Genomic DNA, 19649 nt, shown 5'->3' with positions numbered 1-19649 from the left:
TTACCCTTTGTTGTTAATTACAGCTGGCGCCAGAACTTGTACCACCAGCACCAAAACCCACGTCACTATCAGCGGCAAAAATACCACTTTCAAAACCGCCAGCGCCACCGCCAGAAAGGCGAAGGTCAGCAACACCTTGAAGGCTTCACCAATGGCGAAGGACCAGGCCACTCGGCCTTTAGCTGGTGTATGCGCCTGATGACGCCAGGCAAAAATCATAAATATCATGTTTGGCAAAAGAACCGCCAAACCTCCACTCACCGCGGAGATGCCCCAGAAAGGGTCTTTGAGGCTGAACAGCAGTCCACTTGCTATTACTGCCAGTAACTGAATAAACAGAAGCTTACGAGCAACGTTTCGACTCAAGAGCGACACTGACATCACGTTTTTACTCCTGCTCCCTTCGAGGTATGTCGCGTGTCGTATAAAACGTCCTTTAAGACGAAGAGTCAAGCATCAAAAAGCGGACAAATTATACGGTGACGCCTCGTGATTTCAAACAATAAGTAGCAAAATAGTGAATAAATGTTTAATTATTTTCCGACAGACAACTTTTCATGCATTTCACCGATCTGTGAGCCGTCATGCAAAACTGCAAATACCGCGAAAAATCGGCAATTAAAGCGTGCATCAGATCACATAATAAACATTTTTCGCGAAATCGAATTAATTCTGTACATAAAACTCAATTTTTTATCCGTTTGATATTCAACATAAAAACCAGGTATTCTTTCTAAAACAATCCCATATACAATAAAAACCTTTTATTGACATTCATAATAAAAATTTAACATCAGTATGAAGTGCAAGCAGCGAGATTTTTAGCGTACTGATATTTTCAATGTTGACTATTCTGTTGGTAAAGCAACAGGGCAAAGTTAACGGAAAGAAAACCCCTGGTAACCCCAGGGTTAAAGACAGTCCGATAATACCCTGCCGTGACTTTTATTTTTGTAACATCCACGGACCGTGTTTTTTTCACATTTTTTGATAAAAATTAAATCATTTTTGGCTGAATCACCACAAGGTGACGCTCCCCTTCCAGCTGAGGCACATGCAGTTCGACAACTTCCTTAATGACGACCCCTTCCGGCAGATTTGCCATTTCATCTTCCTGCGCTAAGCCCTTGAGCGCATAAAAGTGACCGTTCTCTGCAGGTAAATGATGGCACCAGCTCACCATGTCATTCAGCGACGCAAATGCGCGGCTAATCACGCCGTCAAACGGCGGCTCTGCCGGGAACTCTTCCACACGGCTTTGTACCGGGGTGACGTTATCCAGTTTGAGCTCATGCTGGACTTGCCGAAGGAAACGTACTCGCTTGCCCAGACTGTCCAGCAGGGTGAAGTGGGATTCAGGACGCACGATAGCCAGCGGGATCCCCGGCAGCCCAGGCCCCGTACCGACATCGATAAAACGCGTTCCTTTAAGGTATGGCGCAACAACAATGCTGTCGAGGATGTGGCGTACCAGCATCTCGTCAGGATCGCGAACCGAGGTCAGGTTATAGGCCTTATTCCACTTATCCAGCATGCCAACGTAGGCGACAAGCTGGTTTTTCTGGTGATCGGTAAGTGAAATACCTGCTTCATCAAGCAGACGAGAAAGTTTGTTGAGCACGATCGTTACCTGTTTAAAAACAATGAGCCCGGAGGCGATACGCTTACCGGGCTGAGAAATTGACCTGACGGATATCTGATGCGCTATTCGCCCATGTATCGTTCAGTGGAATATCAGGCGCTACGGCGCAGCATTCCCTGCTTTTTTAACCACACCAGCAAAATCGAGATTGCCGCAGGCGTAATGCCGGAAATACGCGATGCCTGCCCTATCGAAGACGGCTTATGGTCGTTCAACTTGGCAATGACCTCGTTCGACAGCCCATTCACCTGGCGATAATCAAGCGTAGCAGGCAGCAACGTGTTCTCGTTGCGCTGTTGTTTCTCGATTTCATCCTGCTGGCGCGCGATGTAGCCTTCGTATTTTACCTGAATTTCGACCTGTTCAGCCGCTTGCTTGTCCTCAAGACCCGGCGAGAACGGCGTCATCTGCACCAGCTGTTCGTAGGTCATTTCCGGACGACGGAGCAAATCTTCACCGTTAGCTTCACGGGACAAAGGCGCCGTCAGTCGAGCATTCACTTCCGCAGCGCTTTCCGCCAGCGGATTAACCCAGCTGGTTTTCAGACGCTGACGTTCACGTTCAATGCTCTCAAGCTTCTCGTTGAAACGCGCCCAGCGTTCGTCATCCACCAGACCCAGTTCACGACCTTGTTCGGTCAGGCGCAGATCGGCGTTGTCTTCACGCAGCATCAGGCGGTATTCCGCACGAGAGGTAAACATGCGGTACGGTTCTTTGGTACCGAGAGTACACAGATCGTCTACCAGGACGCCAAGGTAAGCCTGAGAGCGGCCAGGCGCCCACCCCTCTTTCTCGGCGGAGAAACGAGCGGCGTTCAGGCCTGCCAGCAGGCCCTGAGCGGCGGCTTCTTCATAACCTGTGGTGCCGTTAATCTGGCCGGCAAAGAACAGGCCATGGATAAATTTACTTTCCAGCGTCGGTTTCAGGTCGCGCGGGTCAAAGAAATCGTACTCAATAGCGTAGCCAGGACGAACGATTTTTGCATTTTCCATCCCCTGCATTGAGCGGACGATTTGCATCTGGACATCGAACGGCAGGCTGGTGGAGATGCCATTTGGATAAATTTCGTTGGACGTCAGGCCTTCCGGCTCGAGGAAAATTTGATGCTGGTTACGATCGGCAAAGCGCATGACCTTGTCTTCGATCGAAGGACAGTAGCGGGGACCGATCCCTTCAATCACGCCGGCATACATCGGGCTGCGATCGAGGTTATTACGGATCACGTCATGCGTTTTCTCGTTGGTATGCGTGACGTAGCACGGCACCTGACGCGGATGCTGCGAAGCATCTCCCATAAACGAGAAGACCGGCATCGGATTATCGCCGTGCTGCTGTGCCAGAACGCTGAAATCAATCGTCCTCGCATCGATACGCGGCGGGGTACCGGTTTTCAGGCGGCTGACGCGCAGCGGCAGTTCACGCAAGCGGCGGGACAGCGGGATCGACGGAGGATCGCCTGCACGACCGCCGCTGTAATTATCCAGGCCGATATGGATCTTACCGTCGAGAAAGGTTCCGACGGTCAGTACCACCGCTTTGGCGCGGAATTTAAGCCCCATCTGGGTGACGGCGCCAACAACACGATCGTTTTCGACAATCAGATCTTCCACCGCCTGCTGGAAGATCATTAAATTAGGCTGGTTTTCCAGCGCGGTACGTACGGCCTGCCGGTATAGCACACGGTCTGCCTGAGCGCGAGTCGCCCGAACGGCAGGGCCTTTGCTGGCGTTTAGTATCCTAAACTGGATGCCGGCGTGGTCAATTGCCTTCGCCATCAGGCCGCCAAGCGCATCCACTTCTTTTACCAGGTGTCCTTTCCCAATGCCGCCAATCGCCGGGTTGCAGCTCATCTGCCCCAGCGTGTCGATATTGTGTGTCAAAAGCAGAGTCTGTTGACCCATTCGCGCTGCGGCCATCGCGGCCTCAGTGCCTGCATGACCCCCGCCAATGATGATGACGTCAAAAGGATCCTGATAAAACATGGTGGTATGCCTCGCATAAAGCGGTTTGAAAATAGAGTGAAGCCCGGGCCGTGGATTCTACTCAACTTTAGCCTTTCGAGAAAGCGCCGGGATCCTGAGTATTAAAAAGAAGATCTTTTATTTAGAGATCTGTTTTATTGTGATCTCTTATTAGGATCGGCTTGTCTTGTGGATAAGTCAGATCCGCGATTTAAGATCAAACGCTTAAGAAGGATCGCTTTCTGTGAATGATCGGTGATCCTGGTCCGTATAAGCTGGGATCAAAATGAAGGGTTATACACAGCACAAAAATCAGTCAAGGGTTATACTTTGGATAACTACCGGTTGATCCAAGCTTTTAAGCATAGTTATCCACAGAAGAAAGTATGATCTTTACAATTCTCAGAGCAAGTTTTTCCAGGATCCCAGCCAAATCTCGGCCGGATCTTCCGGAATTTCATGTTCGAGAACGTTAATTTTTAGCGTTTCACCGATCTGTTTTGCCCCGCAGGCGTTGAGCGCCGTCTCGAGCTTATCAATTGCTCCGCAGAAGGTATCGTATTCACGGCTACCGATGCCGACTGCGCCAAAACGGACCGCAGAGAGGTCGACCTGCTTCTCCTGAAGCGCTTCATAGAAAGGCAGAAGATTATCGGGAATGTCCCCGGCGCCATGCGTCGAAGAGATAACCAGCCAGATCCCTTCCGCCTGCAGATCGTCGAGCAGCGGGCCGTGCTGAATAGTCGTGCTGTGTCCAGCCTCTTCCAGCTTTTCCGCCAGATGTTCTGATACATATTCTGCGCTACCCAGCGTACTGCCGCTGATAAGAGTTATCTCTGCCATGATCGCCCGCTCCACTATTCAGAGTGGCGTATTGTACGCTGTGAGCGAGCTGGGATCTACCTGTGGAAAAATGTGGGATTAAAAAGCCCGATTCACGGGCGGATGGTACGCATAATCGGGTTTTGCAGGACGATCAGCGTTTCAGTGGACTGAATTTCATCAATTGTTTGGATCTTGTTGATAAGTACATGCTGGAGCGCATCAATCGATCGGCACATCACCTTTATAAAGATGCTGTAGTGTCCGGTGGTGTAATAGGCTTCAGTAACCTCATCCAGGCTGTTTAGCCTGGCCAGCGCGGAGGGGTAGTCTTTCGCGCTCTTCAGAATGATGCCGATAAAACATCCTACATCGTAACCCAGCTGCTTGGGGCTGACGTCGATGCGTGCGCCGGTAATAATTCCGGCCTGCTTCATTTTCTCTACCCGCACGTGAATGGTCCCCGGGCTGACGCCAAACTGTTTTGCCAGTTCAGCATAGGCGGTGCGCGCGTTGGCCATTAAGGCCTCAAGAATGCCGCGGTCCAGATTGTCGATCTGATAATTTTCCATAGGTTTTTCTTATGAAGTTTGACGAATATTTCTATTTTAGCCTCAAATTTTAATGAATCAAAATCGATGCAGGCTTTTTGTTGTTGGATTATTGAATTGCAGCGCTGTTTTGTTGCTTAATCAATGGCAACAGGACGCAGGAGTTATAAAAAATGAAAACCGCATACATCGCAAAACAACGCCAGATTAGTTTCGTTAAGTCACACTTTTCCCGCCAGCTTGAAGAGAAGCTCGGCCTGATCGAAGTCCAGGCGCCGATCTTAAGCCGCGTGGGCGATGGGACCCAGGATAACCTCTCTGGTTGCGAAAAAGCGGTTCAGGTTAAAGTGAAAACACTGCCAGACGCCCAGTTCGAAGTGGTTCATTCACTGGCGAAGTGGAAGCGTCAAACCCTGGGACAACACGACTTCAGCGCGGGCGAAGGGCTGTACACGCACATGAAGGCCCTTCGTCCCGATGAAGACCGATTAACTCCCATCCATTCCGTTTACGTTGACCAGTGGGACTGGGAGCGCGTAATGGGTGATGGAGAGCGCCACTGCGGCACGCTGAAAGCAACCGTTGAAGCGATCTATGCCGGGATCAAAGCGACCGAAGACGCCGTCAGTAAAGCGTTTGGCCTCACGCCTTTCTTGCCGGAGACGATCCAGTTTGTTCACAGCCAAGAGCTTTTAAGCCGCTATCCGGATCTTGATGCCAAGGGCCGCGAGCGGGCGATCGCGAAAGAGCTGGGCGCGGTATTCCTGATCGGTATCGGCGGCAAGCTTTCCGATGGCCAGCGTCACGACGTTCGCGCGCCGGATTACGATGACTGGAGCACGTCTGCCGCTGAAGGCTATGCCGGTCTGAACGGTGATATTCTGGTGTGGAACCCGGTGCTTGAAGATGCATTCGAGCTCTCTTCAATGGGGATCCGCGTCGATGCCGAAGCGCTGAAGCGTCAGCTCGCGATGACCGGCGACGAAGATCGCCTGCAGCTGGAATGGCACCAGGCGCTGCTGCGCGGAGAGATGCCGCAGACGATTGGCGGCGGCATTGGCCAGTCTCGCCTGACGATGCTGCTGCTGCAGCTTGAGCATATCGGCCAGGTGCAGTGCGGCGTGTGGCCAACCCAGGTTCGTCAAAGCGTTGCTGCGCTTCTTTAATCAGTGATTAACGCCGCCAGCGTCTCAGCAGGCGGCTACGCAACCCGGTATCAAAGCGCCAGATATGATCGAATACGCGCATAATGCCGGGCTTGCCGTGTACCGACATCGCCACCGCATGAAAACGATGTTGATGTTTATGCTGTAGCTCTCCCACCTTATTGATCACCTCATCCGGCAAGCGCTGGGCGATAAAATCAGAAATCACCACCGCATCAGCATCGACCCACTGCGGATTCTGCATACGCTCAATCACCGCCCGGAAGCAGCTGGCCAGATCGGTGCCGCCGCGAAAGCGCTGGCTCAAGAAACGAATCGCCTGTTCCAGCCCCTGCGGGCCGGTGAGTTCGTAGTGCACCACTTCGCTGGAAAACAGCATAATGAAGCAGCGGCGGTTATCCGCCAGAGCGACCCGCATCAGCGCCAGACAAAACGCCTTGGCGCACTGTTCATTGAAACCGCCCATTGAGCCGGAAGTATCGACGCAGACGATAAACGGCCCGCGCGGCTGTTCATCAACGTCCTGGCGCGTTACCGGCCGTTCGGTGATCTTTTCCTTCCACGCATCGCCATGTAGTCGATAGGTCAGCAGCTGCTTTTCAACCAGCTTGCGGTAGAACTCAAACTCCAGCTCGGTGATGCCGAGGGTGGCCAGCTCAGGCGGCAGCAGACGTAGAATATCGTCGCTTTGCTGAAGACCGTCGACCTGCTCCGGTACGGTAGCCGGTTCGCGCACCAGGCTGCGGAAGGTCTCCATCGGCGCATCTTTTTTCGGCACCGCTTTCGCTTCACGCGAGCGCCCCAGCTGTTCGGCGAGCTGCATGAGTTCAGGTTGTTGGCTTAAAAAGTCCCCGTAGCGAACGATCAGCTGGTAATCGCCTCGCTTCAGCTCTCCGGCGCTCATGTCCCACAGGTGTCCCGCCGCATTATCATTCTCCACCAGCACGGGCTCGAGCTGGCCGCTGAGGGTCATGCGCTCCTGAACTTCGCTCAGAAGCTGATCGCGCTCTTCATCCAGCAGCTGCTGATTAAGAGAGGTTGCCTGCACCACCAGGCTCAGACGCCAGCGCTGAAGGAATAACGTGTGCAGCGCCGGCGTAAAGGTGCTGTTGTTGTCCACCAGCTGCTGCGCCTGGCTGGCAAAAGGGGAGTGCAGCTTATGCAGCTGGCTCAGAATTTGCGGCAGCTGGACGATAAACTGCGAGGTGGAAAGCCGCTGTGATTGCTGATAGCACTGAACTTCCGCATCCAGCTCGGGCGGGACGTTGGTCTCTTTTAGTCGCGATCTGACCGCTTCCCGCCAGCGAGGAATGTCGGCGGCGATAATATTTTTGAGCCGCGGAAATTTTTCAAAGAATACCGCGAGTTGAGGCGCTGCCAGCAGGGCCAGCAGCATCTCATCGATCATGCCCTCTTCGCCGACTGCCAGCATGACATTCAGCATGTCCAGCGTCATGACTGGCGGGCCTGTTTAATCTGCGTTCCCACGTCCTGCAGGCTGGCTTCAATGCGCCCCAGCCACTCGCCGGGAATAAACAGACATTTTTGCTGTTCGCTGAAGCGGTTATGTTGCTGATGCCATTCGTCGTCCAGCGCCTCCAGCTGTTGCCTGATTTCTGCCGGCATATTTTCCCGTGATTCGCTACCGGGCAGGGAGAGTCGCGACCCCTGCAGGCTCACATCGCGCACGACCAGATGCTGGCTGGTATCGACATCCATATTCAGCTGCTGGGCAAAACCAATGCCGTTGAGCTTGCCGCGGATCTCACCCCCTTTCTCCAGCCAGTGAGCAAGCTCTTCACGAACAAACGTAATATGAATCACTTCCAGGTCGTGCAGTTTTAGCGGCTGCTGGAGAAGCAGCGTTAGCGTGGGGTCCTGCACTTCAGCAGGCAGTTCATAATGAGGTTTACGGCTGAACATCCCGCCGAGACGGGTGACTTTTAGCGCGGTCTTATCGCTTTGCTGCTGTTGAAGCTGAATGCGCCGTTGAATAATCGACCCGAGGCGGGTGAGCATCGCCTGCTGCTGCCAGGCGTGGCTGGTCATTAAGGTCTCAATCTGCACGGACATCAGATTCATCGTCTCAATATTGTGCCACAGGCAATCCTTCAGCAGGATCAGGTCTATTGGCGCAATGGTGTCGCGGCCGCTGAAAAAGGCGCTGGCCTGCAGCAGACGAATGGCTTTTTTCCAGCGACGATCTGAGACGTAAGGCGCGTTTGGCAACGTATCCAGCTGCTGGCGCAGCTGGAAAATCAGTTCAAATACGCTGTCCGGTAGCTTCACGCTGCCGATATCCTGCTGCCATTGCAGAAATTCCTCGTCGCTGACCTGCAAACTCGCCGGGACAGGATTACTGTTCTCGTCCTGCTGGCTTATCAGCATTGAGCGGAAGTTCGTTTTATCCTGTACCTTATCCAGCCATAGGCGGATAAGCATACGATCGTATAAGGCTTCCAGACTGTTGTCTGCCTCCGGGAGCTCGTTCGACGCCGCCACCAGCAGGCGCATGGGGATCTTCTCTTCGGTCGCCCCGTTGCGGAAATGGCGTTCGTTTATCGCCGTCAGCAGCGTATTGAGAATCGCCGGGCCCGCTTTCCAGATCTCATCGAGAAAAACAATTTCAGCTTCCGGAAGATAGCCGGCGGTCAAACGTTCGTAGCGCCCTTCATCTTTCAGCGCCTGAATGGAGAGTGGGCCAAAGACCTCTTCCGGCGTGGAGAAACGGGTCATCAGGTATTCAAATGCGCGAGCCTGCTGGAAGGCGAACTTGAGGCGACGGGCAATCAGGCTTTTGGCGATCCCCGGCGGGCCCAGCAGAAAAACGCTCTCGCCGCTGAGGGCGGCAAGCAGGCAAAGGCGTATTGCGTGGCTGCGTTCGAAGAGTCCTTTTTCCAGCGCGGCGCTGAGCCGGGAAATTCTTTCTGCCAGTAAATGTGATTGAGCCATAATAGAGTTGCGTGCTTTTTAGAATGTCGTTGTTAGGTCGAGTATAGATGTTTGATTAGGGGTGGTAATAGCCTGAAGAATCGATTTATTTTCTTTGAGTCAGGTTAAGATGATGTCAGTTAGGGGTACGATTCAGCAAATAATCGTGCATACTGTGCGCTTTTTGTGGGCCAAGGGACTAGGCACACATTTGTTTTATAAACGAAAAGACTAGTCTATGAGCACTGATAATAAGCAATCGCTGCCGGCAATAACGCTGGCGGCAATCGGCGTGGTATACGGCGATATCGGCACCAGTCCACTGTATACACTTCGTGAATGTCTGTCAGGTCAGTTTGGCTTTGGCGTTGAGCGTGATGCTGTTTTTGGCTTCCTGTCGCTCATTTTTTGGCTATTAATTCTTACTGTTTCACTCAAATACATCACCTTCGTGATGCGGGCAGATAACGCCGGTGAAGGCGGGATCCTGACGTTAATGTCGCTGGCGGGGCGAAACACTTCCGCGCGCGCCACGTCCATCCTGGTGATCCTTGGGCTTATCGGCGGCAGCTTCTTTTATGGCGAGGTGGTCATTACCCCTGCCATCTCGGTGATGTCGGCGATAGAAGGTCTGGAAATTATCGCTCCGGACCTGGATACCTGGGTTGTGCCCATATCCATCATTGTCCTGACGCTGCTATTTGCCATTCAAAAGCACGGTACCAGCATGGTGGGTAAGCTGTTCGCGCCGATTATGCTGATCTGGTTCCTGCTGCTGGCGGTACTGGGCGCGCGCAGTATTTTCGCTAACCCTGAAGTGCTGCAGGCGTTGAACCCTTACTGGGCGGTTCATTTCTTCCTCGAATATAAAACCGTCTCGTTTGTGGCGCTGGGGGCGGTGGTGCTGTCGATTACCGGCGTGGAAGCGCTGTATGCCGACATGGGGCATTTCGGCAAATTGCCGATTCGCCTGGCCTGGTTTTCGGTCGTGCTGCCTTCGCTGGTACTGAACTACTTTGGTCAGGGGGCGCTGCTGCTTAAACATCCGGAAGCGATTAAAAACCCGTTCTTTCTGCTGGCGCCGGAGTGGGCGCTGATCCCAATGCTGATCATTGCCGCCCTGGCGACGGTTATCGCTTCCCAGGCGGTTATCTCCGGCGTCTTCTCTCTGACTCGCCAGGCCGTGCGTCTGGGGTACCTGTCGCCGATGCGTATTATTCACACCTCGGAAATGGAGTCCGGGCAGATTTACATCCCGTTTATCAACTGGCTGCTCTATATCTCGGTGGTCATCGTGATTGTTAACTTTGAGCACTCCTCGAATCTGGCGGCGGCATACGGTATTGCGGTAACGGGAACGATGGTGCTGACCACCATTCTGTTCACGACGGTGGCGCGGCAAAACTGGCACTGGAATAAGTTTATTGTGGCGCTGCTGCTGGTTGCCTTTATGTGCATTGATATCCCGCTCTTCTCCGCGAACCTCGATAAAATCGTCTCCGGCGGCTGGCTGCCTCTGACCCTCGGTCTGGTGATGTTTACCATCATGACCACCTGGAAGAGCGAGCGTTTCCGCCTTCTGCGTCGGATGCATGAGCACGGTAATTCTCTGGAGGCGATGATCTCTTCTCTTGAAAAATCGCCGCCGGTTCGCGTGCCGGGTACCGCTGTTTATATGTCCCGGGCGCTGAACGTGATTCCTTTCGCGCTGTTGCACAACCTGAAGCATAACAAGGTGCTGCACGAGCGGGTGATTTTGCTCACGCTGCGTACCGAAGACGCGCCGTACGTACATAACGTTCGTCGCGTACAGATTGAACAGATATCGCCGTCGTTCTGGCGCGTCGTTGCCAGCTACGGCTGGCGCGAAACGCCGAACGTCGAAGAGGTTTTCCACCGCTGCGGGCTGGAAGGCCTGAGCTGCCGGATGATGGAGACCTCCTTCTTTATGTCGCATGAGTCGTTGATCATCGGCAAGCGGCCGTGGTATCTGCGCCTGCGCGGCAAGCTGTATCTGCTGCTGCAGCGCAACGCCCTGCGGGCGCCGGATCAGTTCGAAATCCCGCCTAACCGGGTTATTGAACTCGGCACCCAGGTTGAGATTTGATTCACTAGGGCCCTTCTTAATGAAGGGCTTTTTTGTTTTATCTGCTCGCTTCAGACTTTCTCGCTGCTGCGTTGCGAAACGTTTCGATGACGATCACAATTCTCACATCTGGTGATGGTTTTCTGTTCTCTTATTGCTAATACTTATACCAGCGAAACGTTTCGCTAATGGAGCAAAAGAGAAAATGAAAAAAGGTACCGTCCTCAATGCTGATATCTCGTCGGTCATCTCCCGTCTGGGGCATACCGATACGCTGGTTGTTTGCGACGCTGGTTTACCGGTTCCCCGCAGCAGCACGCGTATTGATATGGCGTTAACCCACGGGGTTCCCTCCTTTATGCAGGTTCTGGAGGTGGTGACGAGCGAAATGCAGGTTGAAGCGGCTATCCTGGCGGAAGAGATTAAAACCCTTAATCCGCAGCTCCATGCGACGTTGCTCACTCACCTTGAGCAGCTGCAGCAGCACCAGGGAAACACCATTGAAATTCGTTACACCAGTCATGAGCAGTTTAAAAAAGAAACCGCAGACAGTCAGGCGGTGATTCGCAGCGGGGAGTGTTCCCCGTATGCGAACGTTATTCTCTGTGCCGGCGTGACGTTCTGAGGTCGCCGATATGGAAGCCTTATTGCAACTAAAAGGGATCGATAAAGCGTTCCCTGGCGTCAAGGCGCTCTCCGGCGCCTCGCTAAATGTCTATCCAGGTCGCGTGATGGCGCTGGTCGGGGAGAACGGTGCCGGCAAGTCCACCATGATGAAGGTGCTGACCGGTATCTACTCCCGCGATGCCGGTTCGCTGCTGTGGTTGGGGAAAGAGACCACCTTCAACGGACCTAAATCTTCTCAGGAAGCCGGAATCGGCATCATTCACCAGGAACTCAACCTGATCCCCCAGCTGACGATCGCCGAGAATATTTTCCTCGGTCGTGAGTTTGTGAATCGCTTTGGCAAAATTGACTGGAAAACGATGTATGCCGAAGCTGACAAGCTATTGGCAAAGCTGAACTTACGCTTCAACAGCCAAAAGCTGGTGGGCGATTTGTCGATCGGCGATCAGCAGATGGTCGAGATCGCTAAAGTGCTGAGCTTTGAGTCGAAGGTCATCATTATGGATGAGCCCACCGACGCGCTAACCGACACCGAGACCGAATCCCTGTTCCGCGTGATCCGCGAACTGAAATCGCAGGGGCGCGGTATTGTCTATATCTCTCACCGTATGAAAGAGATCTTCGAGATTTGCGATGACGTCACGGTCTTCCGCGATGGGCAGTTTATCGCCGAGCGCGAAGTGGCCAGCCTGGATGAAGATCTGCTGATTGAGATGATGGTCGGCCGCAAGCTGGAGGATCAGTATCCGCATCTGGACAAAGCTCCGGGCGCGGTTCGCCTTAAGGTCGACAACCTGTGTGGATCAGGGGTGGAGAACATCTCCTTTATTCTGCGCCAGGGCGAAATCCTCGGCGTCGCCGGGCTGATGGGCGCCGGACGAACCGAACTGATGAAGGTGCTGTACGGTGCGCTGCCGCGCAGCAGCGGATCGGTTACCCTGGATGGGCATGAGGTCATTACGCGTTCTCCGCAGGATGGCCTGGCCAACGGCATTGTTTATATCTCCGAAGACCGCAAGCGCGATGGTTTAGTGCTCGGCATGTCGGTTAAAGAGAATATGTCGCTCACCGCGCTGCGTTACTTCAGCCGCGGCGGCGGTAGCCTGAAGCATAAAGATGAACAGCAGGCGGTAGGTGATTTTATCCGCCTGTTTAATGTGAAAACGCCGTCGATGGAGCAGGCTATTGGGCTGCTATCGGGCGGTAACCAGCAGAAGGTGGCGATTGCCCGCGGCTTGATGACCCGTCCGAAGGTGCTGATCCTTGATGAACCGACCCGCGGCGTCGACGTCGGGGCGAAGAAAGAGATCTACCAGCTGATTAACCAGTTTAAAGCCGAAGGCCTGAGCATCATTCTGGTCTCTTCGGAGATGCCGGAAGTGCTGGGCATGAGCGATCGCATCATGGTGATGCATGAAGGGCACCTCGGCGGTGAATTCACACGCGAGCAGGCCACCCAGGAAGTATTGATGGCTGCCGCTGTGGGCAAGCTTAACCGTGTGAATCAGGAGTAAAAAAGATGAATAACCCGGCTGTTTCTGGTCGTCGCTACTTCACAAAAGCGTGGCTGATGGAGCAAAAATCGCTGATTGCCCTGCTGGTGCTGATTGCGATTGTCTCGACCATGAGCCCCAACTTTTTTACCGTGAATAACCTGTTCAATATTCTGCAGCAGACTTCAGTTAACGCCATTATGGCGGTTGGGATGACGCTGGTTATCCTGACTTCGGGCATCGACCTGTCCGTCGGCTCCCTGCTGGCGCTGACCGGCGCGGTGGCGGCTTCCATTGTGGGGATTGAGGTCAACGCGCTGGTGGCGGTGGCCGCTGCGCTGGCGTTAGGTGCGGCAATTGGCGCCGTGACCGGCGTAATCGTGGCGAAAGGGCGCGTACAGGCATTTATCGCCACGCTGGTCATGATGTTGCTGCTGCGCGGCGTGACGATGGTGTATACCAACGGCAGCCCGGTAAACACCGGCTTTACCGACAACGCCGATCTGTTTGGCTGGTTCGGGATTGGCCGTCCGCTTGGGATCCCAACGCCGGTGTGGATTATGGCGATCGTCTTCCTGGCCGCCTGGTACATGCTGCACCATACCCGCCTGGGTCGTTATATCTACGCGCTCGGCGGCAACGAAGCGGCAACGCGTCTTTCCGGCATCAGCGTGAATAAAGTTAAAATCATCGTCTATTCTTTGTGCGGCATGCTGGCCTCGCTGGCCGGCATTATTGAGGTCGCGCGTCTCTCTTCCGCGCAGCCGACGGCGGGCACCGGATATGAACTGGATGCGATTGCGGCGGTGGTGCTCGGCGGTACCAGCCTTGCGGGCGGTAAAGGCCGTATTGTCGGGACGCTGATTGGCGCGTTGATCCTTGGCTTTCTGAACAACGGACTGAATTTATTAGGCGTTTCATCCTATTACCAGATGATCGTGAAAGCGGTGGTTATTTTGCTGGCGGTACTGGTAGATAACAAGAAGCAGTAACTGATAACTCTACAGGACATCTTAACTATGAATATGAAAAAACTGGCGACCCTGGTCTCTGCTGTAGCGTTAAGTGCGACCGTAAGCGCAAACGCGATGGCAAAAGACACTATCGCTCTGGTTATCTCAACCCTTAACAACCCGTTCTTTGTCTCGCTGAAGGATGGCGCGCAAAAAGAAGCGGACAAACTGGGCTATAACCTGGTGGTTCTGGACTCTCAGAATAACCCGGCCAAAGAGCTGGCTAACGTGCAGGATTTAACCGTTCGTGGTACCAAACTGCTGCTGATCAACCCAACGGATTCCGATGCGGTGGGTAACGCCGTGAAGCTGGCTAACCAGGCTAAAATTCCGGTTATCACCCTCGACCGTCAGGCGTCAAAAGGCGACGTGGTGAGCCATATCGCGTCTGATAATGTGCTGGGCGGTAAGATGGCCGGTGACTATATCGCGAAGAAAGTCGGTGAAAGCGCGAAGATCATTGAACTACAGGGCATTGCCGGGACGTCCGCGGCGCGCGAGCGTGGAGAAGGTTTCCAGCAGGCCGTTGCTGCGCATAAGTTTAACGTTCTGGCCAGCCAGCCGGCAGATTTTGACCGTACCAAGGGCCTCAACGTCATGCAGAACCTGCTGACGGCGCATCCTGATGTGCAGGCCGTATTCGCCCAAAACGATGAAATGGCGCTGGGCGCGCTGCGTGCCCTGCAAACGGCAGGCAAATCTGATGTGATGGTTGTTGGATTTGACGGCACTCCGGATGGCGAAAAAGCGGTAAATAGTGGCAAACTGGCAGCGACCATCGCCCAGTTACCGGAGCAGATCGGCGTGAAAGGCGTTGAGACAGCCGATAAAGTGCTGAAGGGCGAAAAAGTGGAAACCAGCTATCCGGTTGAGTTGAAACTGGTCATTAAGCAATAATGTGCGATTCGGATCGGCGACGGTCCGAGGGACAACATAATAAAGAAAAGCAGGGCATGCGCCACCGGATTCCGGTGGCGCGCTTTCCGGGAATATTGATTATGAAAACCGCAGGCAAACTTGTCGTCCTTGGCAGTATCAACGCCGATCACATCCTGAATCTTGACGCTTTCCCAACGCCGGGTGAAACCGTTACCGGTCATCACTATCAGGTCGCTTTTGGCGGTAAGGGCGCAAACCAGGCGGTTGCTGCCGGACGCAGCGGAGCCAATATCGCCTTTATCGCCTGTACCGGCGATGATGATATTGGCGAACGCGTTCGTCGTCAGCTGAAAAGCGATAATATCGACGTCGCGCCGATCAGGGCCGTTGCCGGAGAATCAACCGGCGTGGCGCTGATTTTTGTTAACGCTGAAGGTGAGAATACTATCGGTATTCATGCTGGCGCTAACGCCGCGCTCAGCGTGGCTCAGGTTGATGCGGAAAAAGAGCGTATTGCCGGCGCGCAGGCGCTGCTGATGCAGCTGGAATCGCCGCTGGAAAGCGTACTGGCCGCGGCGAAAATCGCTCACCAGAATCAAACCTCAGTTATCCTCAATCCGGCGCCGGCACGTGAACTGCCCGATGATCTGCTCACGCTGGTGGATATCATTACCCCTAACGAGACCGAAGCGGAAAAGCTCACCGACGTTCGCGTAGAAAGCGACGATGATGCGGCAAAAGCCGCCAAAGTGCTCCATGATAAAGGTATTGGTACGGTGATCATTACGCTTGGCAGCCGTGGCGTATGGGCCAGCAGCGAAGGTGAAGGTCGTCGGGTTCCCGGTTTTAAAGTGCAGGCGGTTGATACCATCGCCGCTGGCGATACCTTTAATGGTGCGCTGGTCACCGCGCTGCTTGAAGGTAGCGAACTGGCGCAGGCGATTCGTTTTGCCCATGCCGCCGCCGCTATCGCCGTCACCCGCAAAGGGGCTCAGCCCTCCGTGCCCTGGCGAAAAGAAATAGACGAATTTTTACGTCAACAGGGGTAACGATTGGCTACCATGAAGGATGTAGCCCGCATTGCGGGCGTTTCCACTTCGACGGTTTCTCATGTCATCAACAAAGATCGTTTCGTTAGCGAAGCTATTACCGCTAAAGTCGACGCCGCGATTAAGAGCCTGAACTACGCGCCGTCCGCGCTGGCGCGCAGTCTCAAATTAAATCAAACCCGCACCATAGGCATGCTCATTACCGCCAGTACCAATCCGTTTTACTCGGAGCTGGTGCGCGGCGTGGAGCGCAGCTGCTTTGAACGGGGTTATAGCCTTGTGCTGTGTAATACCGAAGGCGATGAACAGCGGATGAACCGTAATCTGGAGACGCTGATGCAAAAGCGCGTCGATGGTTTACTGCTGCTGTGCACTGAAACGCATCAACCTTCGCCGGAGATTATGCAGCGCTACCCTTCTGTACCGACGGTGATGATGGACTGGGCGCCGTTCGACGGCGATAGCGATCTGATTCAGGATAACTCTCTGCTGGGCGGCGATATGGCGACGCAGTATCTGATCGACCAGGGCTATACGCGGATTGCCTGTATTGCGGGTCCGCTGGATAAAACTCCTGCCCGACTGCGCCTGGAGGGATATCAGGAAGCGATGGCCCGAGCCGGACTCACGGTACCTGAAGGATATGTGATTAGCAGCGATTTTGAGTTTGGCGGCGGTTTCAGCGCCATGCAGAAGCTGCTGATGCTGCCAGCGCTGCCGCAGGCGGTGTTTATCGGTAACGATGCGATGGCGGTAGGCGCCTATCAGGCCCTTTATCAGAGCGGTCTGCGTATCCCACAGGATATGGCGCTGGTAGGTTATGACGACATTGAACTGGCGCGCTATATGACGCCGCCGTTAACCACAATTCATCAACCGAAAGATGAACTGGGCGAGCTGGCCATCGATGTGCTGATTCACCGTATGGCCGACCCGGGACAAAAACAGCAGCGCGTACAGTTAACCCCCGAGCTGGTGGTTCGCGGCTCAGCCTAACGTTTGTGCCGCTCCTTAATCAGGTTGCGGCCATCTTTTGCTCTTAATAAGGTAAATACCAGCGCCGATACCACGGTGATAACCCCCATGGTAATAAAGGTGTAGTGAAACTGCTCGATGGTATTTGCGCTATCGAATCCTTCATAAAACCGCAGCACCGCCGCGCTAACGGCGACCCCGAGACTGATCGATAGCTGCTGCGTCACGGCCAACATGCTGTTGCCGCTGCTGGCGTTTTCATCGGTTAAATCGGCGAGCGTGATGGTGTTCATGGAGGTGAACTGGGTGGACATTGCCATTCCCAGAATGAAGAGCGGCAGCAGCAGCATCCAGATCGACATATCCGGCGATTGCAGCGAAAACTGAGCGATCATCAGGCCAATAAATATCGTGACCCCAACCAGCGTTTTACGGTAACCAAACCAGCGAAGAATCTGGGTGACGGTTGATTTCGCAATAATCGAACCAATAGCCGTAGGCGCTATCATGCAGCCGGCGACGATCGCCGGATAACCGAAGCCAACCTGTAACATCAGCGGCATCAGGAACGGAACGCAACCGGTACCCAGGCGCGTGGCCAGGTTTCCCGCAATCCCGACAGAGAAAGTATGCGTCTTGAATAAAGAAAGCGAAATGAGCGGCGTGGGATGGCGGCGAGCGTGACGAATATAGGCCCACAGTAAAACGATGCTCAGGGCGATAACCGCCAGAGCCATCCATGTGGCGACAATTTTCTCGCCAAACAGCTCGATTCCGCTGGAAAACAGAACCAGGCTCAGGCCAAACAGGATAAAACCGAGCGTGTCGAAGCGGCGCCGTGGCGTGGTGAAATCCGGCATATACTTGCGGGCATACACGATCCCGATAATACCGATGGGAATATTAATCAGGAAAATCCAGTGCCAGCTGGCCCAGGTCACCAGTACGCCGCCGAGCACGGGACCGAGGATAGGGCCGACCAGTCCAGGCATCGTGACGAAGTTGAGCACCGGCAGCAGTTCGCTGCGCGGATAGGCGCGCAGTAGCGCCAGCCTGGCTACCGGCATCATCATGGCCCCGCCGATGCCCTGAATGACGCGGAAGATAACCAGTTCCATCAGGGAGTTGGAAAGCGCGCAGGCCAGGGAACCGAGGGTAAACAGGCTGACGGCGATGATAAACACTTTTCGCGTGCCGAAGCGGTCGGCCAGCCAACCGCTGACCGGGATAAGCATGGCCACCGTCAGCGTATAGCTGATAATGGCCGACTGCATCGCTAGCGGTGAACGGTTGAGACTATGGGCGATAGCGGGAAGGGCTGTATTCAGAATGGTGGCGTCGAGCGCCTGCATAAAAAAAGCCATCGCTGCGATCCATGGCAGCCCGGCCATACTGCGGGCTTTCTTTTTGGTCATTCGATACCCTTGCTATTTATCGGAATGGTTGGGAGCGCTCAACAACGCCTGGCAGGCGCTCAGCGCCCGCAAGCCGTCGCTATCCAGAATGGCATCAACGATTGCCTGGTGCAGATCCAGTTTCACCACTTCATTCTGCGTAATCGACGTGAAGTAGGTGTGATAGACCGAATGAAATAAAGAAGCGAAAGAGATCAGGAAAGGGTTGCCGCTCATTTCATATATATGTTCATGCCAGGCCATATCGACTTCAATCCAGCGTTCGCGCTGAAAGTTCCTCTTCAGCTCAACCATCTCCTCCATCAAAGCGTTGAGCTGGGCTTTTTGCTCCGGCGTCCCTGAGGTTGACGCCAGGAAACAGGCTTGAGGTTCCAGACTGCCGCGCATCACGAGGAAATGGCTGACAACATCGGAGAAGTTATCTTCTGTTAACCACCAGGCCAGGAGTTCTTTATCGAGAAAGTTCCAGCTGCTGCGTGGCATCACCCGCGTTCCGATGCGCGGTCGTGGTAAAAGCATGCCTTTTGCCGCTAGCGTCTTCACCGCTTCACGCACGGCGGTGCGGCTCACGCCAAACTGCTCGCCCAGTTCCATCTCGCCTGGAAGGATACTTTCTGGCTGATATTCACCGGTCAAAATTTTTTGAGCCAGCTTCTCCGCTAATACCCAGGAGATATTCTTTTGTGCCGCCAACTGCTGTGCGCTTAAAGACATACGTGCCGTTCCTTTCTCTTTTTTACCTTACCAGTATGCCATCTGGCGGCTTACTTCGTTGGTTAAAACGGCAAAACGCCGGTTTTTTGCTACATTACGCGCCGTAATGATGAAAAAAGAGGCGGTTAAAAAGTTTTTTGCATTTAGCCCTTGTCACTTCGGAATAACTCCCTATAATGCGCCTCCACTGACACGGAACAACGGCTTACAGCCCGCCGGGTCAGCGGGATTCAGCGATGAATACCGGCAGAGAAAAGCGAAATTAAACGCTTGACTCTGAAAGAGGAAAGCGTAATATACGCCACCTCGCAACGGTGAGCGAAAG

Annotated in this window: 17 protein-coding genes; 8 read left to right on the top strand and 9 right to left on the bottom strand. The window is 53.9% G+C overall.

Features of this window, described 5'->3' with window-relative positions; all coding sequences use genetic code 11:
* The 5 genes from atpI to asnC form a co-directional block, all read right to left on the bottom strand.
* Positions 1 to 381: a F0F1 ATP synthase subunit I gene (gene atpI, locus ABLU96_RS15105; protein WP_004127040.1), complete on the bottom strand. Its 381-nt coding sequence runs from the start codon at positions 379 to 381 to the stop codon at positions 1 to 3.
* 616 nt (positions 382 to 997) lie between these two features.
* Positions 998 to 1621 carry a 16S rRNA (guanine(527)-N(7))-methyltransferase RsmG gene (gene rsmG / locus ABLU96_RS15100; protein WP_004855770.1) on the bottom strand — a complete coding sequence of 208 codons (624 nt, stop codon included), beginning with the start codon at positions 1619 to 1621 and terminating at the stop codon, positions 998 to 1000.
* Positions 1622 to 1734: 113 nt separating this feature from the next.
* The gene (gene mnmG / locus ABLU96_RS15095; RefSeq protein ID WP_004855773.1) at positions 1735 to 3624 is read right to left on the bottom strand and encodes a tRNA uridine-5-carboxymethylaminomethyl(34) synthesis enzyme MnmG; all 1890 of its coding nucleotides are present in this window, start codon (positions 3622 to 3624) and stop codon (positions 1735 to 1737) included.
* Between the two features lie 381 nt (positions 3625 to 4005).
* Entirely contained in the window at positions 4006 to 4446 is a 441-nt protein-coding gene (mioC, locus tag ABLU96_RS15090; protein WP_049078764.1) for an FMN-binding protein MioC, read from the bottom strand.
* A gap of 92 nt (positions 4447 to 4538) precedes the next feature.
* Complete coding sequence (asnC, locus tag ABLU96_RS15085) at positions 4539 to 4997, bottom strand: transcriptional regulator AsnC (protein WP_004107306.1); 459 nt, start codon at positions 4995 to 4997, stop codon at positions 4539 to 4541.
* A gap of 152 nt (positions 4998 to 5149) precedes the next feature.
* Between asnC and asnA the strand changes: the two genes are divergently transcribed.
* Complete coding sequence (gene asnA, locus ABLU96_RS15080) at positions 5150 to 6142, top strand: aspartate--ammonia ligase (protein ID WP_064406052.1); 993 nt, start codon at positions 5150 to 5152, stop codon at positions 6140 to 6142.
* Between the two features lie 7 nt (positions 6143 to 6149).
* Here the strand turns inward: asnA and viaA are convergent, their stop codons facing one another.
* Together viaA and ravA are read right to left on the bottom strand one after the other, a co-directional pair.
* The gene (gene viaA, locus ABLU96_RS15075; RefSeq protein ID WP_014839869.1) at positions 6150 to 7598 is read right to left on the bottom strand and encodes an ATPase RavA stimulator ViaA; all 1449 of its coding nucleotides are present in this window, start codon (positions 7596 to 7598) and stop codon (positions 6150 to 6152) included.
* Complete coding sequence (ravA, locus tag ABLU96_RS15070) at positions 7595 to 9094, bottom strand: ATPase RavA (protein WP_014227354.1); 1500 nt, start codon at positions 9092 to 9094, stop codon at positions 7595 to 7597. Before ravA ends, viaA begins: the two co-directional genes overlap by 4 nt.
* 217 nt (positions 9095 to 9311) lie before the next feature.
* Here ravA and kup point away from each other — a divergent pair, with 217 nt between their 5' ends.
* The 7 genes from kup to rbsR all read left to right on the top strand — a co-directional run bounded on the left by kup (position 9312) and on the right by rbsR (position 17216).
* Positions 9312 to 11180, top strand: coding sequence for a low affinity potassium transporter Kup (gene kup / locus ABLU96_RS15065; RefSeq protein ID WP_014227355.1), 1869 nt, complete (start codon positions 9312 to 9314; stop codon positions 11178 to 11180).
* A gap of 184 nt (positions 11181 to 11364) precedes the next feature.
* Entirely contained in the window at positions 11365 to 11784 is a 420-nt protein-coding gene (rbsD, locus tag ABLU96_RS15060; RefSeq protein WP_014227356.1) for a D-ribose pyranase, read from the top strand.
* Positions 11785 to 11794: 10 nt separating this feature from the next.
* Complete coding sequence (rbsA, locus tag ABLU96_RS15055) at positions 11795 to 13300, top strand: ribose ABC transporter ATP-binding protein RbsA (protein ID WP_009653315.1); 1506 nt, start codon at positions 11795 to 11797, stop codon at positions 13298 to 13300.
* Between the two features lie 5 nt (positions 13301 to 13305).
* Positions 13306 to 14271, top strand: a complete 966-nt coding sequence (gene rbsC / locus ABLU96_RS15050) for a ribose ABC transporter permease (protein WP_004855792.1) — start codon at positions 13306 to 13308, stop codon at positions 14269 to 14271.
* Positions 14272 to 14298: 27 nt separating this feature from the next.
* Positions 14299 to 15189, top strand: coding sequence for a ribose ABC transporter substrate-binding protein RbsB (gene rbsB / locus ABLU96_RS15045; protein WP_004855794.1), 891 nt, complete (start codon positions 14299 to 14301; stop codon positions 15187 to 15189).
* Positions 15190 to 15287: 98 nt separating this feature from the next.
* On the top strand, positions 15288 to 16220 hold the full coding sequence (gene rbsK, locus ABLU96_RS15040; protein ID WP_163520874.1) for a ribokinase: 933 nt from the start codon (positions 15288 to 15290) through the stop codon (positions 16218 to 16220).
* Positions 16221 to 16223: 3 nt separating this feature from the next.
* Positions 16224 to 17216, top strand: a complete 993-nt coding sequence (gene rbsR / locus ABLU96_RS15035; RefSeq protein ID WP_014227359.1) for a ribose operon transcriptional repressor RbsR — start codon at positions 16224 to 16226, stop codon at positions 17214 to 17216.
* Here the strand turns inward: rbsR and mdtD are convergent.
* Together mdtD and ABLU96_RS15025 are read right to left on the bottom strand one after the other, a co-directional pair.
* Positions 17213 to 18610 carry a multidrug transporter subunit MdtD gene (gene mdtD / locus ABLU96_RS15030; RefSeq protein WP_004855800.1) on the bottom strand — a complete coding sequence of 466 codons (1398 nt, stop codon included), beginning with the start codon at positions 18608 to 18610 and terminating at the stop codon, positions 17213 to 17215. The two genes, rbsR and mdtD, sit on opposite strands and share 4 nt — an antisense overlap.
* A gap of 12 nt (positions 18611 to 18622) precedes the next feature.
* Entirely contained in the window at positions 18623 to 19324 is a 702-nt protein-coding gene (locus ABLU96_RS15025; protein WP_004855803.1) for a FadR/GntR family transcriptional regulator, read from the bottom strand.
* Between the last annotated feature and the right edge of the window lie 325 nt (positions 19325 to 19649).

It is taken from the genome of Klebsiella sp. CN_Kp106, assembly GCF_040064575.1.
Taxonomy (GTDB): Bacteria; Pseudomonadota; Gammaproteobacteria; order Enterobacterales; family Enterobacteriaceae; genus Klebsiella; species Klebsiella michiganensis.
This window is presented reverse-complemented; position numbering and strand designations above follow the sequence as displayed.

Coding starts and splice junctions, on each gene's coding strand:
- rbsC (WP_004855792.1), top strand. CDS start 13,306: ATGAATAACCCGGCTGTTTCTGGTCGTCGCTACTTCACAAAAGCGTGG.
- rbsD (WP_014227356.1), top strand. CDS start 11,365: ATGAAAAAAGGTACCGTCCTCAATGCTGATATCTCGTCGGTCATCTCC.
- kup (WP_014227355.1), top strand. CDS start 9,312: ATGAGCACTGATAATAAGCAATCGCTGCCGGCAATAACGCTGGCGGCA.
- ravA (WP_014227354.1), bottom strand. CDS start 9,094: ATGGCTCAATCACATTTACTGGCAGAAAGAATTTCCCGGCTCAGCGCC.
- asnA (WP_064406052.1), top strand. CDS start 5,150: ATGAAAACCGCATACATCGCAAAACAACGCCAGATTAGTTTCGTTAAG.
- viaA (WP_014839869.1), bottom strand. CDS start 7,598: ATGACGCTGGACATGCTGAATGTCATGCTGGCAGTCGGCGAAGAGGGC.
- ABLU96_RS15025 (WP_004855803.1), bottom strand. CDS start 19,324: ATGTCTTTAAGCGCACAGCAGTTGGCGGCACAAAAGAATATCTCCTGG.
- atpI (WP_004127040.1), bottom strand. CDS start 381: ATGTCAGTGTCGCTCTTGAGTCGAAACGTTGCTCGTAAGCTTCTGTTT.
- asnC (WP_004107306.1), bottom strand. CDS start 4,997: ATGGAAAATTATCAGATCGACAATCTGGACCGCGGCATTCTTGAGGCC.
- mdtD (WP_004855800.1), bottom strand. CDS start 18,610: ATGACCAAAAAGAAAGCCCGCAGTATGGCCGGGCTGCCATGGATCGCA.
- rbsA (WP_009653315.1), top strand. CDS start 11,795: ATGGAAGCCTTATTGCAACTAAAAGGGATCGATAAAGCGTTCCCTGGC.
- mioC (WP_049078764.1), bottom strand. CDS start 4,446: ATGGCAGAGATAACTCTTATCAGCGGCAGTACGCTGGGTAGCGCAGAA.
- rbsB (WP_004855794.1), top strand. CDS start 14,299: ATGAATATGAAAAAACTGGCGACCCTGGTCTCTGCTGTAGCGTTAAGT.
- mnmG (WP_004855773.1), bottom strand. CDS start 3,624: ATGTTTTATCAGGATCCTTTTGACGTCATCATCATTGGCGGGGGTCAT.